Below are 18230 nucleotides of genomic sequence, written 5' to 3'. Positions count from 1 at the left end.
CGGGGCGATGGATCTCGCGTACAGCCCGGAGGAGGAGGCGTTCCGGGCGCGGCTGCGGGAGTGGCTCGCGAAGACGCTCCCCTCGCTGCCGCCGAAGCCGTCGCCCGACGACTGGCCGGGGCGGCGCGCCTACGACCTCGGCTGGCAGCGCACGCTGTACGACGCCGGATACGCCGACGTCCACTGGGACGCCTCCCCGACCACCCGGCTGATCTTCCTGGAGGAGACCGAGCGGGCGGGCGCCCCCTATGTGGGCGCCAACTTCGTGGGCCTGCTCCACGCGGGGCCCACGATCGCCGCCGAGGGCACCGCCGAACAGCGGGCGCGCTGGCTGCCGCCGATCCTGCGGGGCGAGGAGGTGTGGTGCCAGGGGTTCAGCGAACCGGACGCCGGGTCGGACCTCGCCTCGCTGCGGACGCGGGCGCGACGGGACGGCGACGCGTACGTGGTCAGCGGCTCCAAGCTCTGGACCTCGCACGCGGAGGTCGCCGACTGGTGCGAGCTGCTCGTGCGCACGGACGGGGAGGCGCCCAAGCACCGGGGCATCTCCTGGCTGGCGATGCCGATGGACGCGCCCGGCGTGACCGTACGGCCGCTGCGCACGCTCGCCGGTTCCACGGAGTTCGCCGAGGTGTTCCTGGACGACGTGCGGGTGCCGGTCGCCAACCGGGTGGGCGCGGAGAACGACGGGTGGCGGGTGACCATGGTGACGCTGTCGTTCGAGCGGGGGACGGCGTTCGTGGGTGAAGTGGTCGCCTGTCGTCGCGTGTTGGCCGAGGTGGCGCGGGAGGCGCGGGCGAACGGGGCCTGGGACGACTCCGGTGTGCGGCGGCGGCTCGGGCGGTCGAACGCGGAGTTCCGGGCGCTGTGGCGGCTCACGCAGTGGAACGTCAGTGAGGGGGAGGCCTCCGGCGGGGTGCCGGGTGCCTCCGGCGGGGTGCCGGGGGTGGGGGGGTCGGTGTTCAAGCTGCGGTATTCGCGGGCGCGGCAGGAGTTGTTCGAGCTGGCGGCGGAGGTTTTGGGGCCGGACGCGCTTGATCTGGGGCGGGGGTGGGTGCTGGATCGGCTCAGTTCGTTGTCGTACACGATCGCGGCCGGGACGTCCGAGATTCAGCGGAACATCGTGGGGGAGCGGATTCTGGGGCTGCCGAAGGGGTGAGGGGTGAACGAGGGCGCCTAGTGGGGTGGGGGTGACTGTGGTGTGGCGGGTGCGGGTGAGGTGGGGCTTCTCGCGCCGTTCCCCGCGCCCCTTTGGGGCCCGGGGTGTTGTGCTCGGGGGTTATGAGGGGCTGGTGGATTGTGCGGTTTCGGCTCAGTGAGGATCAGGTCGCTTTGCGGGCCGGGGTGCGGGAGGTGTTGGGGCGGTGCTTCGGGGCGGAGCGGCTGCGGGCCGCCGTCAGCGGGGGCGGCGTGCTGGACCGGGGGCTGTGGCGGGAGTTGGGTGCGGCGGGGTTCTTCTCGTTGTGTCTGCCCGAGGCGCGGGGCGGGGTCGGGCTCGGGGTGCCGGAGGCGGTGGTGGTGTTCGAGGAGGCGGGGCGGGCGCTGTTGCCCGGGCCGCTGGTGGCCACGCATCTCGCCGCCGGGCGGGTGCCGGGGGCGGCGACCGGGGAGGCGGTCGTGACGGCCGTCGGGGGCGGGGGGTTGGTGGAGTGGCTGGATGAGGCGGACGTGGTGGTGGGGTCCGTGGAAGGGGCCGTGGCGTTGCGGTCGGTGGACCCGTTGACGCCGTTGCACCGGGTGCCGGAGGTGGACCCAGTTGCTCGTCTCGATGATCTGTTCGTACTGCTCACCGCCGCCGAGCAGTTGGGCACGGCGGTCCGGGCCTGTGAGGCGGCCGTGCAACACGCCCGGACCCGGGAGCAGTTCGGGCGGCCGGTCGGCGCGTTCCAGGCGGTCAAGCACCTCTGCGCCGAACTGCTGGTGCGGGTGGAGGTCGCGCGGGTGGCCGTGTACGCGGCTGCCGTGACCGTCGACCCGGTGGACATCGCGGCGGCCCGGCTGCTGGCCGACGAGGCGGCGGTGCGCGGGGCCCGCGACTCCCTTCAGGTCCACGGCGGTTCGGGGTTCACCTGGGAGGCCGACGTACACCTGTGTCTGAAGCGGGCGTGGGTGCGGGCGGAACGTGGCGGATCGATCACGGAGAGTGAGGAGTTGTTGGCGGGGGAACTGCTGGTCGAAGCGAGTTGAGCGCGCTGACCAGGGTCGTAAGGGAAATGTGTGGCGGGGGCTCGCTGGAATGTCGCGGAACGTGGCATACCGGAATTACCGAGCGTTGATACCGTGTTGTGTCCTAGGTGTGACTTGTCACGGCCTGGAGTCGGAGTTCCGCTCCGGTACCTTCTGGTGGATGCGAGTGGTTCCGAGGTCGAGCCGAGCCGGTGTTGCCCCTGTGGCGGCCCCGGAATGGGCGGTGCCCGGCACTCGTGAAGTGGGCCGGAGTCTCGACGCCCCGGTCTGTTCGACTCCCCGTGATGAGCGTCGCACAGTATGCCGTATGCGTACTCCTTCGCGCTGGAATATGCCCGAAGCGCTTGTTGGGGTGACTGTACGTCAACCATGCTGTCCTGTAAGGGGATCACGTTCCGTGATCCCGGTGCCGATGGTGTCGCTGGCGGTGGCGTCGGCCAGGCAGCAGATGACCACGATCGTGGCCCCTCGGGGGCGTGCGGCGATGTGTCCGCCGGTTCGGATGGTGTGAGCGGTGCAGGTGCTTCAAGTGCAGCTGGAGATCCGGCCCGACCCCGCAGAGGTGGGTCGTGCACGGAGATGGGCCCGTGCACGGCTCTCCGGGTCCGGGATAGGGGACGACGAGCCGCTCGCCGAGACGCTGATCCTCCTCGTCTCCGAGCTGGTCACCAACGCGGTCGTGCACACCGGCCGTCCGGCGGTGCTGCGGCTGCTGTTGTCCGGACTCCGTGACGGGGGCATCCGCAAGGTCCGCCTGGAGGTCGTCGACGGCAGCGCGTGTGCGCCCGCCCCGCGGTGCGCCGACGGCGACGAGACGGGCGGGCGCGGTCTCGCCCTCGTCGACGTGCTCGCGGACCGCTGGGGCTGGAGCCACGAGGGCGTCGGCAAACGGATCTGGTGCGAGCTGGACCGGGCGGTGCCCGGTGCTTCGGGGTCGGCCGGCGCCTCCGGGGCGGCGGGGGGTGCGCCGGGTGTGGTCGGCGGTGTGGTCGCGCCGGCGGTGTACCCCGCCTGCAGCGCGGTGACCGGGGTCGCGGCGGTGGCGCGGGAGAGCGTGGCGTACGAGGCGGTCTAGGCCGAGAGTTCCTGACCCGTGGCAGCCGACGAGACCTCTGTCCCCGAGCCATGAGGCGCACTCAGCTGCCCGTCTTCGCGTCGCACACGCCGCGCGCGAGCGCACAGGGTTGGGCGGTTGCCCCGTAGCGGCCGCGTTGTGCGCCGGACTTGCTTCCGTACTCACCGTCCCGGTGCCGGTTTCGCCCGCCTCGTCCCCGAACGGGTGTTGACGTCTCGTGTCCGTTTGATCACGCTTGTGTCAGCGATTCGCCGCGAGGGGACGCCGAGGGTCTCGGTGACGGAGACCCTCGACGAGTGTGGGTCGTGATTCGGCGTCGGCTCCCCGCAGGGCCCAGGGGCAGGGGCGGGTACGCCGAAGCCGGATGGCGGCGCGCGGTGCCGTGCTCGGGGCGGGCAGCGGCGCGCCGCCAGCCGACTCCGGAGTCCGGCGACGTGATGGCGGCCGGTCCCGTGTGGCGGTGGCGGTCCTACAGGATGGCGATCGGCGCCACCGGTGTGCCCGTCGCTCCGACGAACGGCTCGGGCATCGCCGACAGCAGGAAGTCGTACCGCTCTGCTTGTCCACAGGCTGTGGACAACTCTTCCAGATTCCAGTTCTGGCCCTGCGGCATGCCCATCTCGACCAGGTCGAGCGCGTGCACCGGCAGCCACAGGTCCTCGACCTCCGGCGGGAAGATCTCGAACGTCAGGGTGTCATTGGCGACGGCCGCGACATCGCGCGCGTGGAACCACTCGGGCGTACGGAGCGACAGCCCCGGCGACGGGAACGCGTACCCGTGCTTGTCCCCGGCGAGGTAGGTGCGGATCTGTCCGGTGCGGACCAGGACGATGTCGCCCGCGCGGACCCGGGTGCCCGCCAACTCCTCGGCCGCGTCCAGGTCTTCGGGGGTGACGGCGTAGCCGCCGGGCAGCCGGTCGTCGTCGAGCCCCAGCGCGCGGGGAACGTCCAGCAGGACACCGCGCGAGACGATGTGCCGTGCCTTGTCGATGCCGGCGAAGGCCGCGCCGCCGTGCGGGGTGATCGTGTCCGCGGGGCGGCCGTTGTAGATCCGGCCCGAGTGCGAGACATGGGTGAGCGCGTCCCAGTGGGTCGCCGCCTGCAGCCCCATGGTCACCGCGTCGTCGCTGCACGCGACCGTGCCCGGACCGAAGATCTCCTGGTTGATCTGCACCATCGCGTGCAGCGGGTTCACCCGGCCCGGCATCATCCCCGTCTGCACACCGTCCTGTTGCAGCGGCAGTGCCAGCGGCACGCGGCGCCCCGAGCGGACCGAGGCGGCGGCCTCCCGGACGACCTCGTCGGTGATCAGGTTGAGGGTGCCGATCTCGTCGTCCGGCCCCCAACGGCCCCAGTTGTTCACGCGCTTGGCGATGTCGGTGAACGCGGCGAACTCCGTGGGCGATGACATCGGGCCCTCCCCGGGGCTTGTGTGGGTGCGTCTGACGGGTCGTAGAATCGCCGTGCGAGCAAATCTAACGGTCCGTCAGATACTGCGATGAGGGGAAGGGGCCGGGGTGGGAAACTTCTTGGCAGGCAAGGTCGTCGCCGTCACCGGAGCGGGGCGGGGGATCGGCCGGGCGGTCGCCCTCGGCGCCGCCGCCGAGGGCGCGCGGGTCGTCGTCAACGACTACGGCGTCTCCGTCGACGGCTCCGCGCCCACCAGCTCCGTCGCCGAGGCCGTCGTCAAGGAGATCGAGGCGGCCGGCGGCGAGGCGGTCGCCGTCGCCGACGACATCTCCACGATGGCCGGCGGGCAGCGCGTCGTGGACACGGCGGTCGAGACGTACGGACGGATCGACGGGGTCGTGTGCGTCGCCGGGATCCTGCGGGAGCGGATGCTGTTCAACATGGCCGAGGAGGAGTGGGATCCGGTGATCGCCACCCACCTCAAGGGCACGTTCACGGTGTTCCGGGCCGCGTCCGCCGTCATGCGCAAGCAGCGGGCCGGGACGTTGATCGGGTTCACCAGCGGCAACCACCAGGGGTCCGTCTCGCAGGCCAACTACAGCGCGGCCAAGGGCGGGATCATCTCGCTGGTGCGGAGCGCGGCGCTCGGCCTGCACCGGTACGGGGTGACCGCGAACGCGGTGGCGCCGGTGGCGCGTACGCGGATGTCGGCGGGGGTGCCGATGGAGCTGACCGAGATCGGTGAGCCGGAGGAGGTGGCCGCGTTCGTGGTGTACCTGCTGTCCGAGCGGGCTCGGGAGGCGGGGATCACCGGGCAGGTGTACACCGTCGCCGGGCCGAAGATCGCGGTGTGGGCGCAGCCGCGGGAGGTGCGGGCCGCGTACGCCGACGGGGGGTGGACGCCGGAGAGGATCGCGGAGGTGCTGCCGGGGGTGGTGGGGGTGGATCCGATGCCGATGTTGGAGCGGGTGGAGGGGATGGCTGCGGCTGCGGCGGCGGGGCGGCGGCCGAACGCGTGAGGGGGTGGGGGGTGCCGGGTTCGTTGGCGGGTGCGGGTGCGGGTGCGGGTGCGGGTGCGTGGGGCTTCTCGCGCAGTTCCCCGCGCCCCTGAAAAGCAGGGGCTGCGCCCCGTGCTTTTCAGTCCGCACGACCGTCGCCTTTCAAGCCGGCGGGGGCCTGGTCTTTCAGGGGCGCGGGGAACTGCGCGAGAAGCCCCACCGGGCCCGCACCCGACAACGCACCGACATCACCCGCGGCGGTCATCTTGGAGGCGGCATGGACTTCGGGTTCGGTGATGAGGACGAGGCCTTCCGGGCGGAGGTGCGGGAGTGGTTGGGGGCGCACGCCGGCGTGGGAGTGGACCGGCGTGCGTGGGAGCGGACGCTCGGTGCCGCCGGGTGGATCGGGCTCGGCTGGGGCGAGGGCGGGTACGGGAACCGGACGGCCACCCTCGTCCAACAGGTGGTGTGGGCCGAGGAGTACGCCCGGGCCGACGTACCCCCCAGGTCCGGCCACATCGGAGAGAAGCTGCTCGCGCCGACGCTGATCGCGTTCGGGAGCGAGGAGCAGAAGCGGCGGTTCCTGCCGCCGATCGCGCGCGGCGACGAACTCTGGTGCCAGGGGTACAGCGAGCCCGGCGCCGGGTCGGACCTCGCCGGGGTGCGGACCAGGACGGAGCGCGCCGAGGACGGCTCGTACCGGATCACCGGGCAGAAGATCTGGACCTCGCTCGCCCACGAGGCCGACTGGTGCTTCGTGCTGGCCCGTACCGAGGCGGGCTCCGAGCGTCACCACGGGCTGTCGTTACTGCTCGTGCCGATGAACCAGCCGGGACGGATCGAGGTACGGCCCATCCGGCAGCTGACCGGGACGAGCGAGTTCAACGAGGTCTTCTTCGACGGGGCGCACGCCCGCGCGGAGCACGTCGTCGGAGGCGACGGAAACGGCTGGCGGGTGGCCATGGGGCTGCTCGGCTTCGAACGCGGGGTGTCGACTCTCGCCCAACAGATCGGGTTCGAGGAGGAGTTGAAGGACGTCGTACGGGCCGCCGTCGACAGCGGGGCAGTGGACGACGCCGTCGTACGCGACCGACTCGTACGGCAGTGGGCCGAGTTGAGGACGATGCGGTGGAACGCCCTGCGGACGCTCGGCGGGGCGGAGGGCGGCGCGGAGCCGGGCGCGCCGAGTGTGGCCAAGCTGCTGTGGGGTCGGTGGCATCGGCGGCTCGGGGAGCTGGCGATGGAGGTGCGGGGCGCGCGGGCGGCCGTCGGACCGCGGGAGTGGTCGGCGGCGGAGCCGTACGAACTGGACCCGTTCCAGCATCTGTTCCTGTTCAGCCGGGCCGACACCATCTACGGCGGTTCCGACGAGGTGCAGCGCACGATCATCGCCGAGCGGGTGCTCGGTCTGCCGAGGGAGCCGAGAGGCTGAGACGCTGAGGGGTGGAGGCCATGCGCGGAGTGGTGTTCGACGGGAAGCGGGCCGAGGTCGTCGACGATCTGGCCGTGCGGGAGCCGGGGCCCGGTGAGGTACGGGTGGCGATCGCGGCCGCCGGGCTCTGCCACAGCGATCTGTCGGTGGTGGACGGGACCATTCCGTTCCCCGTTCCCGTGGTGCTCGGGCATGAGGGAGCGGGGGTCGTCGCGGAGGTCGGGGCGGGGGTCCGGCACGTCCGGCCCGGGGACCATGTCGCCCTGTCCACCCTCGCCAACTGCGGGGCCTGCGCCGACTGCGACCGGGGGCGACCGACCATGTGCCGCCGGGCGATCGGACGGCCCACGCGACCGTTCTCGCGGGGCGGGAGGGAGGTGTTCCAGTTCGCCGCGAACTCCGCCTTCGCGGAGGAGACGGTGGTCAAGGCCGTGCAGGCGGTACGGATACCGGAGGACATCCCGCTGACCTCCGCCGCGCTGATCGGGTGCGGGGTGCTGACCGGGGTGGGTGCGGTGCTCAACCGGGCCCGCGTCGACCGGGGGGACGGTGTCGTCGTCATCGGGGCCGGGGGGATCGGGCTCAACGTGGTGCAGGGCGCGCGGATCGCGGGGGCGACCCGGATCGTCGCCGTGGACGCCAATCCGGAGAAGGAGGCGGTGGCGCGGCGGTTCGGGGCCACGCACTTCCTGACGTCGGTGGAGGGGGTGCGGGACATCCTCCCCACCGGCGCCGACCACGCGTTCGAGTGCGTCGGTCGCGTCGAGCTCATCCGCCAGGCGGTCGACCTGCTGGACCGGCACGGGCAGGCGGTGCTGCTCGGAGTGCCGGCCGCGACCGCCGAGGCTTCCTTCCTCGTCTCCTCCCTGTACCTGGACAAGTCGATCCTGGGCTGCCGCTACGGCTCCTCCCGGCCGCAGCGGGACATCGCCCTCTACGCCGACCTGTACCGGGAGGGCCGACTGCTCCTGGACGAGCTGGTCACGGCCACCTATCCCGTGGAGGACTTCGCGAAGGCGGCGGAGGACGCGGGGGAGGGGCGCGTGGCACGGGCGGTGCTCACGTTCTGAGTAGGTCCGGGGGTTCCGGTGGAGCGGAACGTTCGGCGGTACGCCGTCGGGGTCACCCCCAGCGCCCCCTGAAGGTGCTGCCGCATGGACTGGGCCGTGCCGAAGCCCGCGTCCTGGGCGACCTGGTCGATGGTGAGGTCGGTGGATTCCAGGAGGTGGCGGGCGCGTTCGACGCGTTGCTGGGTGAGCCACTGACCCGGGCTGACGCCGACCTCGTCACGGAAGCGGCGGGTGAACGTGCGGACGGACATGGACTCCCGCGCGGCCATGTCCCGGAGCTGGATCGGTTCGTGGAGCCGCCCCAGCGCCCACGCGCGGGCGGTGCTCGTGGTCGCGGCCTGCGGCTCGGGCAGCGGCCGCTGGATGTACTGGGCCTGCCCGCCGTCCCGGTGCGGCGGCACGACCGTGCGCCGGGCCACGTCGTTGGCGACGCCGGTGCCGTGGTCGCGTCGTACGAGATGCAGGCACAGGTCGATGCCGGCCGCGACGCCCGCCGAGGTGAGGACGTCGCCGTCGTCGACGAAGAGGACGTTCGCGTCGACCCGGACCTTCGGGAAGAGCCGCTGGAAGTGCTCGGCGAGGGACCAGTGCGTGGTCGCCGGGCGGCCGTCGAGGAAGCCGGCCGCCGCCAGGACGTAGCCGCCGTTGCAGATGGAGACCAGCCGGGTGCCGGGGCGGATGTGGGCGAGGGCGGCGGCCAGTTCGGGGGTGAGGACGCCCTCCTCGTAGACCGGGCCGAGTTCGTACGAGGCGGGGACGACGACCGTGTCGGCGGTGGCGAGGGCCTCCGGGCCGTTCGGGACGAGGATCTCGAAGTCGGCGTCCGTCTCCACGGGGCCGGGCGGCCGGATCGAGCAGGTGACGATGTCGTACAGCGGTCGTCCCGCCGCGTCCCGCGCCTTGCCGAAGAGGCGCTGCGGAATGCCGAGTTCGAAGGGGAGCAGGCCGTCGAGGGCGAGCACGACGACGCGGTGCCGGGTGGCGGGCGGTTCGGCACCACCGTTTGCGTGGTTGGGCCCGTGGTTCAGCCCGGGGGTGGGCCCGGGGGTGGGCTCGGGGGTGGGCTCGGTCGGTGGGGCGGGAGGCATGGCCCGATCCTAACGAATGCTGTCCTTTCGGCCACTCGTCCGGAATGACCGCAGGTCGGAAGCTTGACGGCATGACGCAGACAGCCGACGACGTGGCCGATTCCCGCTCCACTGCTGCCGCCGACGGTGCCCCTGTCGGCCGTGGCGGCCGGGGCCGGGGCCGTATCCACCGTGCCTGGTTCGTCGCTGCCGTCACCTTCGTGACGATCATCGGGGCGGCGGCCTTCCGTTCGCTGCCGGGGCTGTTGATCGATCCGCTGCACCAGGAGTTCGACTGGTCGCGCGGCACGATCGCGTCGGCGGTCTCGATCAATCTCGCGCTGTACGGTCTGACGGCCCCCTTCGCCGCCGCGCTGATGGACCGCTTCGGCATCCGCCGGGTCGTCGCCGTGGCGCTGACGGTGATCGCGGCCGGGGCCGGTGCGACGGTGTGGATGACCTCGGCCTGGCAGTTGATGCTGTGCTGGGGCCTGCTGGTGGGGCTGGGTTCCGGTTCGATGGCGCTGGCGTTCGCGGCGACCGTCACCGACCGCTGGTTCACCGGACGACGTGGTCTGGTCTCGGGCATCCTGACCGCGGCCTCGGCGTCCGGCCAGCTGATCTTCCTGCCGCTGCTGTCGTGGATCGTCTCCGAGCGCGGCTGGCGGCCCGCCTCCGTCACCGTGGCGCTCGCCGCGCTGGCCGTCGTGCCCTTCGTCTGGCTACTGCTGCGCGACCACCCGGCGGACGTGGGGCTGAAGCCGTACGGGGCGCGGGAGTTCGTGCCGAAGCCGGCGCCGGTTCAGGGGGCGGCGCGGCGGGCGGTGAGGGTGCTGTTCTCGGCGATGCGGACGGGGCCGTTCTGGCTGCTGGCCGGTACGTTCGCGATCTGCGGCGCCTCGACCAACGGCCTCGTCCAGACCCACTTCGTTCCCGCCGCCCACGACCACGGCATGCCGATCACGGCGGCGGCCTCGCTGCTCGCGGTCATCGGGGTCTTCGACGTCCTCGGCACGATCGCCTCGGGCTGGTTCACGGACCGCTTCGACTCACGGCGGCTGCTGGCGGTGTACTACGCGTTCCGGGGCGTCTCGCTGCTCTTCCTCCCGATGCTGTTGGCGCCGGCCGTCCATCTTCCGATGATCTTCTTCATCGTCTTCTACGGCCTCGACTGGGTCGCGACCGTCCCGCCGACCATGGCGCTGTGCCGCGAGCACTACGGCGAGGAGAGCGCCATCGTCTTCGGCTGGGTCCTCGCCTCCCACCAGGTCGGCGCCGCCCTCGTCGCCTTCCTCGCCGGCCTGGCCCGGGACACCTTCGGCCGCTACGACGTCGTCTGGTACGCCTCGGGCGCGCTGTGCGCGGCGGCGGCGTTGATGGCGCTGGTGATACGGCGACGGCCGGTGGGGAGGGTGGGGGTGGGGGCCTGAGGGGCCAGGGACGCGTCGGGAGCCCGTGCGGCACAACCGATGCGGTCGTGGCACCCTCCCTGTAGGTGGGAGGGATGCTGGTGATGTCCATGGCGGCGACAGCCGGGGTGCCGGACGAGGACGGGGGCGAGACCGGGACTCGCGCGGGCGCGGCGCCGTCCGCTGTCTCGATGGCGGTACTGGGCGTGGAAGGCGGGCTGTCGTGCGCGGGCCTCCTGCTGGTCGGGATCGACTCGGGGCGGGCATCCGCGCCGTCTTTCGGGGTGCTCCTGCTCTCTCCGCTGCTGCTCCTCCTCATCCTCTTCGCAGCCGCCCTCATGACCGTGGCGTACGTGCTCCCGGCCGTGGCGCTCGCCCACTGGACGGCGCGGCAGGTCACCGGGCGTGTCGCGTGGTGGTGGATCCCGCCCGCCTGCACCCTCTGGGTGCTTCCCGCCCTGGCCGTACCGTCCTGGCTGCTCCCCGGCCTCGCGTTCTACGCGGCGGCGTTGCCTCCGGCCCTGATCACCCACCACACCCTGGTACGCGCCGACATGGGTCGTCCCGTCCAGCCCTGCGCGGCGATCATCCTCTGGGGCACCCTGGCCACACTGTGTCTGCTGCTAGGGGGCGCGGCGATGGCGGCGGTCTAGTCGAGCGTGAAGGCGCCGAAGCGGCCCCGGTGGAACAGCAGTGGTGTCGCTTCGGTGTCGGTGCCCAGTGCCTCCACGCGGCCCACCACGATCAGGTGGTCGCCGCCGGGATGGACGGCGTGGATCGTGCAGTCGATCCACGCGGGGGCCCCGGTGAGGCGCGGGGAGCCCGTCGCGGGGGCCGGGGTGTGGGCCACTCCGGCGAACTTGTCCGCACCGCTCACCGCGAACCGCCGGCACAACTCGCCCTGCTCCGCGCCGAGTACGTTCACGCAGAACACACCCGCGCGGGCGATCCGGGGCCAGGTCGTCGACGTACGGCCGACCATGAAGACCACGAGGGGCGGGTCGAGGGAGAGCGCGGAGAAGGACTGGCAGGCGAAGCCGGCCGCCGGGGGTGGGACCGCCGGGATTCCCGATTCGGCCGGGGCTACCGGTTCCGCCGGGGTGCCCGATTCCGGCAGGGCTTCCGCGGCTCGTTGGACTCCCGGGGCCGTGATCACCGTGACGCCCGTCGCGAAGTTGCCCAGGACGCGCCGGAACTCGGCCTGGTCGACCGGCGCCCGCTCGTGCTCGCCGACGCAGCGCAGCTCGGGGCGGGGCAGGGCGTCGACGACCGGTGGCGCGTTCGTCGTCCCACGGCCCCTGTCCGCCGGGGCCGCTCTCAGATAGCGGACGGCGGCGGCCGCCATTCCCGCGTGTCCCATCACGTGAGTCATTAGAGCTGACGGCCCGTCAGAATTGAAGGGGCGTACGGAGCCTCTCCTCGGTCGTCAGCGGCCCTCGTAGCGAGGATTCCGCCGCTCGACGAAGCTCGTCACGCCCTCCTGGGCGTCGGCGGTCGTCATGTTGATCTCCTGCGCGGCGGCCTCGGCGGCGAAGGCGGTGGCGCGGTCGGTGTCGAGGGAGGCGTTGACCAGGTGTTTGGTCAGGGCGATGGCGCGGGTCGGGCCGGCGGCGAGGCGCTCGGCCCACTCGCGGGCCGTCTTCTCCAGGTCCTGGGCGGGGACGACACGGTTGACGAGGCCGAGGCGATACGCGTCGGCAGCGGACAGGGCGTCGCCGAAGAACATCAGCTCCTTCGCCCGCTGGGGGCCGACGAGGCGGGGGAGGAGGTACGCCCCGCCCCCGTCGGGGACGAGGCCGCGCCGTACGAACACCTCGATGAAGCGGGCCTCTTCGGCCGCCAGGACGAGGTCGCAGGCGAGGGCGAGGTGGGCGCCGAGGCCGGCGGCCGTGCCGTTCACCGCCGCGATCACCGGCTTCTCGCAGTCCAGTACGGCCGCGACGAGGCGCTGGGCGCCGAGGCGGATCACGCGCGCCACGTCACCCGCCACCCGCGTGGCCCCGCCGCCGTCCCCCGTGCCCCGCAGGTCCGCGCCCGCGCAGAAGCCGCGTCCCGTGGCCGTGATCACCACCGCGCGCACGGTGGGGTCGGCGGAGGCCTCGGAAAGGAGGTGGATGAGGCGTTCTCGCTGGTCGGGGGCGATGGCGTTCATCGCCTCGGGGCGGTTGAGGGTGATCCACGAGACGGCGTTGTCAGTGGCGTGCAGTATCAATGAGTCACGGGATTTTTCGGGATGTTCAGAGGGGGAAGCGGACATGTGGGTGCTCCGATTCTTACGGGGGGTGACGGTGCCTTTGGTGACGGCGCTCCTGGGGGTGTGGGGCGCCTTCCGCGCGCGTCGGCGCTCAGCGGCACGCCGCCAGCGCGTCCAGGGCCACCGCCCCCTGCCCCCTCGGCAGCACCATCAGCGGGTTGATGTCCAGCTCCGCTATCTGGTCCCCGAGTTCGAGCGCCATGCGCTGCACACGGAGCACGACCTCCACGAGGGCGTCCACATCGGCCGGGGGAGCCCCGCGCACCCCGCCCAGCAGGGCCCGCCCGCGCAGTTCGGCGAGCATGGCGTGGGCCTGGTCCTCACCGAAGGGCGGCACGCGTACGGCGGAGTCGCGGAGCACCTCCACGAGGACACCGCCGAGGCCCACCGTGACCGTGGGGCCGAAGAGGTCGTCATGGGTCACGCCCACGACCATCTCCACACCCCGCTCGACCATCTGGCACACCAGCACCCCGTCGAGGGAGACGTCCTCGTAGCGGGCGATGTCGGTGAGTTCGCGATAGGCGTCGCGGATCTGGCTCGCGGAGGTCAGCCCGATCTTGACCAGGCCGAGCTCCGTCTTGTGGGCGATGCTCGCGCCGGACGCCTTCATCACCACCGGGTAGCCGACGAGACTCGCCGCGCGCACGGCCGCCGCCGCGCTGGTCACCAGCTGCTCGCGCGGCACCCGGATGCCGTACGCGCGCAGCAACTGCTTGGCCGCGTGCTCGCTCAGCTGCTGCCCCGGCCGCATCAGTGCCTGCGCCTTGCGGAAGGACGGCGAGGGGGAGCGGGGGGCCTCGTCGAAGGGGGAGCGGTAGGCGGCGGTGAAGCGGGTGTGGTCGAGGTGGGCGCGCACGGCCGTGATGCAGTTGGCGAAGGTGCGGAAGGTCGCCACCCTGGACGACCCGAGCAGTGTCTCGCGGTACGCGGCCTCCGTGCCCACCGGCGACCCCCAGACCACGCACACCAGCTTGTCCGTCCGTTCCGCCGCGGCCACCAGGTCCTGGGCGAGCTTGTCGCTCATGGGAGGGAAGGGGCCGGTGATGGGGCAGATCAGCACCCCCACGGCAGGGTCGTCGAGGATCGCGTCGAGGATGCGGGGGCCGCGCCAGTCGCCCACGGGGTGGCCGCCGTTGTCGACGGGGTTGGCCACGCTCAGATAGTCGGGGATCCACTGGTGCAGCTCGGCCTGCTTGGCCTCGGAGAGCGTGGGCAGGGGCAGCCCCGCCTCGGTGGCAAGGTCGGCGAAGTGCGCGCCCGTGCCGCCCGAGATCGAATAGACGACGACACCTTCGGGCCTCGGCAGTGCCGGCCTCGATACGGCCGGGCTCGACGCGGCCGGGCTCGACATCGCTGACCCCGGGGCCGAGGACGCCGGGGCCGAGGGCGCCGAGGCCGATGAGTCCGGGACCCGGTGTCGCCTGGCCCTGGCCAACAGGGTGGCCGTGTCCTGGAGTTCGTCGAGTCCGTCGACGCGGATCACTCCGTACTGCCGCATCGCCGCGTCGACCACCGCGTCCGCGCCGGTGAGTTTGCCGGTGTGGGAGGCGGCCGTGCGGGCGCCGGTCTCGGTGCGGCCGACCTTGACGGCGACGACGGGGACACCGCGCCGGGCGGCCCGGTCGGCGGCGAGGAGGAAGGCGCGGCCGTCCTTGAGGCCCTCGACGTAGGCGGCGATGGCGCCCACCTCGGGGCGTTCGGCGAAGTAGGAGATGAAGTCGGCGGTCTCCAGGTCGGCCTCGTTGCCGGTGGGGGCCCAGTGGGAGAGGCGGATACCGAGTTCCTGGAGGGAGAAGAGGGGGCGGCCCTGGTGGCCGGACTGGGTGATCAGCGCGATGGCCGGCCCGTCGAGGTCCTCCCTGAACCGCTCGAAGGCGTTGAGGTTGGTGTTGGGGCCGAGCAGCCGCAGACCGTCGGCCCGGGCCACGGCGGCGGCCAGCCGCTCCTGGGCGGCGGCACCCTCGGCGCCGGTCTCGGCGAAACCGGAGGCGAAGGCGACGGCGAACTTCACCTTGGCCTCGGCCAGTTCACCGATCACGGGAAGGGGGTCGGAGAGGAGCAGTACGGCGAGATCGACCTGTTCGGGCAGGGCGGCGACGGAAGGGGCGCAGGGGATGCCGAAGACCGACTCGCGGGTGGGGTGCACGGGGTGGAGCCGGGCGCCGACCCGTTCGGACCAGGCGAGCAACTGCCGGGTGATACCGGTGTTCGGCCGGCCCTCCGTGTCCGAGGCGCCGACGACCGCCACGGACTCCGGGCGGAAGAAACGGTCCAGATCGGGGACCGCGGCGTACAGCGGGCGCCCGCTGACGTCCAGGTCGCCGGCGCCTGCGGGCCTGCCGTGCACGGCCTGTGCGGGGTGCTCGCCGCACGCGATGGCCCGGGCCCGGCGGGAGTCGGTGGTGAGGGTGCCGTGGGTTGATCCAAGCATCGGTCCGCCCGCTCCTGTGTGACAGCCAATTCAGTGACGTGACGAGCGACGTGACGCGTGCACGTATCTGACGACACGTCAGATTTCAGACTACTGAACTGACGCTGTGTCAGGAATGGGTGTGCGAGCAAAGTTACGCGGCAGTAAGGAGGTTGTACCCACGCGGGGCGGCGGTCAGACCTGTGACCGGAGTCGTCCATGAGTGACGATCCGGTCGTTGTGGACGTGGTCCTCGGTCGGTCAGCGGGTGGTGCGGATCTGTACGGTGATCGCGTCGCGGGTGGCGACACCGCCGGTCTTCGCGACGGCCTTGGCGATCTTCTCGGCGTCGAGGGCGAGTTCGCGGAACATGCCGCTGATGGGGTTGGTGAAGCCGGTGAAGTACAGGCCGGGGGCGTTCCCGGGGGTGCGGGCGCCGTGCACGACGGGCTTGCCGCGTCCGTCGAGCACGTCGAGGTGTCCGACGAGTCCTTCCAGGGCGCGCCGGTAGCCGGTGGCGGCGATCACGGCGTCGGCCTCGACGCGGGTGCCGTCGCCGAGGACGATCTTGCCGTCCTCGAACCCCTCGACCGGGCCGACGATCTCGACCTTCCCCTTGCGTACGGCGTCGATGATCCCGACGTCCTGGACGGGGATGGAGCCTTCGTTGACGCGGGAGTAGAGACCGGTGTCGGGCCGGGCCAGGCCGTGTGCCGACAGGTCCGGGACGCTGAGCTTCGCCACCGGCCTGGCGAGCCGGTCCACGAGGGCGACCGGGAGCCGCCGTACGAGGACGGCGGTGTACTGGGCGGCCCACCCGGCGGTCGACCGGCGCACGATGTGCGGGGCCGTCCGCACCGCGAGCCGTACACGCGCCGCCCCGCCCTCGACGAGGTCGACGGCGATCTCGGCGCCGGTGTTGCCGATGCCGACGACGAGGACGTCCCGGCCGGCGTAGGGCTTGGGGTTGCGGTACTCGGCGGCGTGCACCAGCTCGCCCTCGTACGAGTCCCGGCCGGGCCAGTCGGGGATCTTCGGCGTGTGGTTGTAGCCGGTGGCGACGACCACCGCGCTGCCGGTCAGTTCGCGGCCGCCGGTGGCGTGCAGCAGCCAGCCGGTGCCGTCCGCGCTGCGTTCGACGCGGGAGACCTCGACGCCCGTCACGATCTCCAGCTGGTGCACCTCGGCGTACTTCTCCAGGTAGCGCACCACGTCGTCCCGCGACACCCACCGGCCGAAGCGGCGCGGCATGGGCAGGCCGGGCAGGCCGGACAGCCGCCGGGTGGTGTGCAGGTGCAGCCTGTCGTAGTGCCGCCGCCAGGACGCGCCGACCGCGTCCGACTTCTCCAGCACGACCGCCCGCACCCCCTGGACCCGCAACGCGTGCGCGACGGCCAGCCCGCCGGGTCCGCCGCCGATCACATAGACGGGGTGGTCGGAGGAGGCAGGGGTCACGGGTCCCGCGGATGCACTGGAGTCGGCCATGGGCCTGAGCGTATTCACGCCCTCACTTGTTGGGTCTCGGTCAAGACCGGAATTGGTTGCGGATTGATCACGGGTGTAGGAGGGGTGGGTGGGGTCTGTGGCGTAGGTCGCCTGGTATGTGGAGGGGAGGTGGACCGGACCGAGGCCGTGATCTGCCGTGGCGAGCCGGGGGAGCACCTCCGCGAGCGCCGAGAGCAGCGGCAGGGCGAACCGAGTGTGTAGGACTACGGTCCTTAGGGGTGTGGTCCTAAGCGCCCAGCGAAGTGGGGCAGCGTGCTGGGTGTCGGTCATCTGGAGCGGCTGAGCCGGCCCGCGAACTGCTGACGGGTCGGGGCTTCGACGCGACCCGCTGCGGGCTGGCGTTCTGCAGTGCCGTGGGGCGGGCCATGCCGATCGGGTTCGTGCCCTGAGGTGCGGGGCGGACGGGGCTTCGCGGGTACGGACCGGGGTCTGTCCGCCGGTCCGCGTCTCTTGCGCATCCACCCACCTTCCGCTGAACTGACGTACCGTCAGAAACCCGCGTGGGTGCGGAAGGGCGTTGTCCATGGAGACGATCTGGCTCAGTGGTGCCGAATGGGTGGCCGTGCTCCGTGTCGGGCTCGGGCTGTGGTGGCTGGAGAGTTGGCGGCACAAGGACAAGAGGGCCTGGTTCCAGGAGGGGACCGGGATCGCCTGGGCGGCGGGGGTGGCGGAGAAGCACCGATGGGGGGCGGTGCGCGGCGGGTTCGACGTGGTGGTCAGGCCCCGGCCGAGGGCCATGGCCTACGTCGTCGTCTACGCCGAACTCGCCCTGGGGCTCGGGCTGGTCCTCGGGTTCCTCACGCCGATCGCGCTCGTCGGCGGGCTTCTGCTCAACCTCCTCTATCTCGTGCTGATGATCCACGACTGGGCCGAGCAGGGGCAGAACTCGATGATGGCGCTCATCTCGGTGGTGGCGCTGTTCGGGATGTCGTGGCAGACGTGGTCCCTGGACAGCGCGTTCGGGTTGTTCTAGTGGGGGCGCGGTTCGATCTGCCGGAGGTCGACGGTCTCAGTCGTACGTACTGGGACGCCGCCGCCGACGGGCGTCTGCTGCTGCGGCGTTGTGGAGCGGCGGGCTGTGGGCGCGCCCATCACTATCCGCGCGAGTTCTGCCCGTACTGCTGGAGCGAGGACGTGCGGTGGGAGGAGGCCTCCGGACGCGCCGTGCTCTACACCTGGTCCGTCGTCCACCGCAACGACCTGCCGCCCTTCGGGGCGCGGACGCCGTACGTCCCCGCCGTCGTCGATCTCGCGGAGGGGCCCCGGATGATGACCGAGGTCGTGGAGTGGGCGGAGGGGGGCGGGGAGCTGCGCGCGGGGATGGGGCTCCAGGTCGCCTTCCGGGAGGGCGGGGGGTTCGTGGTGCCCGTATTTCGCGTGCGGGCGTGAGGGACGGCGCGTTTCAATGG

General features: G+C 72.2%; 15 protein-coding genes and 2 pseudogenes. 10 read left to right on the top strand and 7 right to left on the bottom strand.

Annotated elements, in window-relative coordinates:
* The first annotated feature begins 7 nt into the window (after window positions 1-7).
* The 3 genes from PUR53_RS22445 (at window position 8) to PUR53_RS22435 (ending at window position 3262) form a co-directional block, all read left to right on the top strand.
* Window positions 8-1159 carry an acyl-CoA dehydrogenase family protein gene (locus PUR53_RS22445; RefSeq protein ID WP_329909446.1) on the top strand — a complete coding sequence of 384 codons (1152 nt, stop codon included), beginning with the start codon at window positions 8-10 and terminating at the stop codon, window positions 1157-1159.
* Between the two features lie 140 nt (window positions 1160-1299).
* Window positions 1300-2187, top strand: coding sequence for an acyl-CoA dehydrogenase family protein (locus PUR53_RS22440; protein WP_329909445.1), 888 nt, complete (start codon window positions 1300-1302; stop codon window positions 2185-2187).
* A gap of 529 nt (window positions 2188-2716) precedes the next feature.
* Complete coding sequence (locus tag PUR53_RS22435; protein ID WP_443078242.1) at window positions 2717-3262, top strand: ATP-binding protein; 546 nt, start codon at window positions 2717-2719, stop codon at window positions 3260-3262.
* 469 nt (window positions 3263-3731) lie between these two features.
* On the opposite strand, the gene PUR53_RS22430 is transcribed toward PUR53_RS22435, so the two are convergent.
* The gene (locus PUR53_RS22430) at window positions 3732-4673 is read right to left on the bottom strand and encodes a cyclase family protein (RefSeq protein WP_329899878.1); all 942 of its coding nucleotides are present in this window, start codon (window positions 4671-4673) and stop codon (window positions 3732-3734) included.
* 106 nt (window positions 4674-4779) lie between these two features.
* Between PUR53_RS22430 and PUR53_RS22425 the strand changes: the two genes are divergently transcribed.
* The 3 genes from PUR53_RS22425 (at window position 4780) to PUR53_RS22415 (ending at window position 8172) form a co-directional block, all read left to right on the top strand.
* A complete protein-coding gene (locus PUR53_RS22425) occupies window positions 4780-5691 on the top strand; it encodes an SDR family NAD(P)-dependent oxidoreductase (protein WP_329899877.1) in 912 nt (303 codons plus the stop codon).
* Between the two features lie 256 nt (window positions 5692-5947).
* Entirely contained in the window at window positions 5948-7102 is a 1155-nt protein-coding gene (locus PUR53_RS22420; RefSeq protein ID WP_329899876.1) for an acyl-CoA dehydrogenase family protein, read from the top strand.
* Between the two features lie 20 nt (window positions 7103-7122).
* On the top strand, window positions 7123-8172 hold the full coding sequence (locus PUR53_RS22415; RefSeq protein ID WP_329899875.1) for a Zn-dependent alcohol dehydrogenase: 1050 nt from the start codon (window positions 7123-7125) through the stop codon (window positions 8170-8172).
* On the opposite strand, the gene PUR53_RS22410 is transcribed toward PUR53_RS22415, so the two are convergent.
* Window positions 8094-9260 carry a GlxA family transcriptional regulator gene (locus tag PUR53_RS22410; protein WP_329909444.1) on the bottom strand — a complete coding sequence of 389 codons (1167 nt, stop codon included), beginning with the start codon at window positions 9258-9260 and terminating at the stop codon, window positions 8094-8096. The two genes, PUR53_RS22415 and PUR53_RS22410, sit on opposite strands and share 79 nt — an antisense overlap.
* 71 nt (window positions 9261-9331) lie before the next feature.
* Between PUR53_RS22410 and PUR53_RS22405 the strand changes: the two genes are divergently transcribed.
* A complete protein-coding gene (locus PUR53_RS22405; protein ID WP_329909443.1) occupies window positions 9332-10669 on the top strand; it encodes an MFS transporter in 1338 nt (445 codons plus the stop codon).
* Window positions 10670-10743: 74 nt separating this feature from the next.
* Window positions 10744-11301, top strand: coding sequence for a hypothetical protein (locus PUR53_RS22400; protein WP_329899872.1), 558 nt, complete (start codon window positions 10744-10746; stop codon window positions 11299-11301).
* Here the strand turns inward: PUR53_RS22400 and PUR53_RS22395 are convergent.
* From PUR53_RS22395 to PUR53_RS22380, 5 genes and pseudogenes are all read right to left on the bottom strand, one after another.
* Window positions 11298-12008 (bottom strand): flavin reductase family protein, encoded by a 711-nt coding sequence (locus PUR53_RS22395; protein ID WP_329909442.1) that lies wholly within the window; start codon window positions 12006-12008, stop codon window positions 11298-11300. The two genes, PUR53_RS22400 and PUR53_RS22395, sit on opposite strands and share 4 nt — an antisense overlap.
* A 66-nt stretch (window positions 12009-12074) precedes the next feature.
* Entirely contained in the window at window positions 12075-12905 is an 831-nt protein-coding gene (locus PUR53_RS22390; RefSeq protein WP_329899871.1) for an enoyl-CoA hydratase/isomerase family protein, read from the bottom strand.
* Window positions 12906-12993: 88 nt separating this feature from the next.
* Window positions 12994-14208, bottom strand: a pseudogene (locus PUR53_RS48260) (acetate--CoA ligase family protein); the annotation flags it as partial.
* Between the two features lie 114 nt (window positions 14209-14322).
* A pseudogene (locus tag PUR53_RS48255) lies at window positions 14323-15336 on the bottom strand (CoA-binding protein); the annotation flags it as partial.
* Between the two features lie 240 nt (window positions 15337-15576).
* Complete coding sequence (locus PUR53_RS22380) at window positions 15577-16800, bottom strand: flavin-containing monooxygenase (RefSeq protein ID WP_329899869.1); 1224 nt, start codon at window positions 16798-16800, stop codon at window positions 15577-15579.
* Window positions 16801-17344: 544 nt separating this feature from the next.
* On the opposite strand from PUR53_RS22380, the gene PUR53_RS22375 reads away from it, so the two are divergent.
* Together PUR53_RS22375 and PUR53_RS22370 are read left to right on the top strand one after the other, a co-directional pair.
* Window positions 17345-17794, top strand: a complete 450-nt coding sequence (locus tag PUR53_RS22375; protein WP_329899868.1) for a DoxX family protein — start codon at window positions 17345-17347, stop codon at window positions 17792-17794.
* Window positions 17794-18210, top strand: a complete 417-nt coding sequence (locus PUR53_RS22370) for a Zn-ribbon domain-containing OB-fold protein (protein ID WP_329899867.1) — start codon at window positions 17794-17796, stop codon at window positions 18208-18210. The genes PUR53_RS22375 and PUR53_RS22370 overlap by 1 nt, the downstream gene beginning before the upstream one ends.
* Window positions 18211-18230 lie beyond the last annotated feature (20 nt).

This window comes from Streptomyces sp. SP18BB07 (assembly GCF_036322545.1).
In the GTDB taxonomy this organism is placed as follows: Bacteria; Actinomycetota; Actinomycetes; order Streptomycetales; family Streptomycetaceae; genus Streptomyces; species Streptomyces deccanensis.
This window is presented reverse-complemented; position numbering and strand designations above follow the sequence as displayed.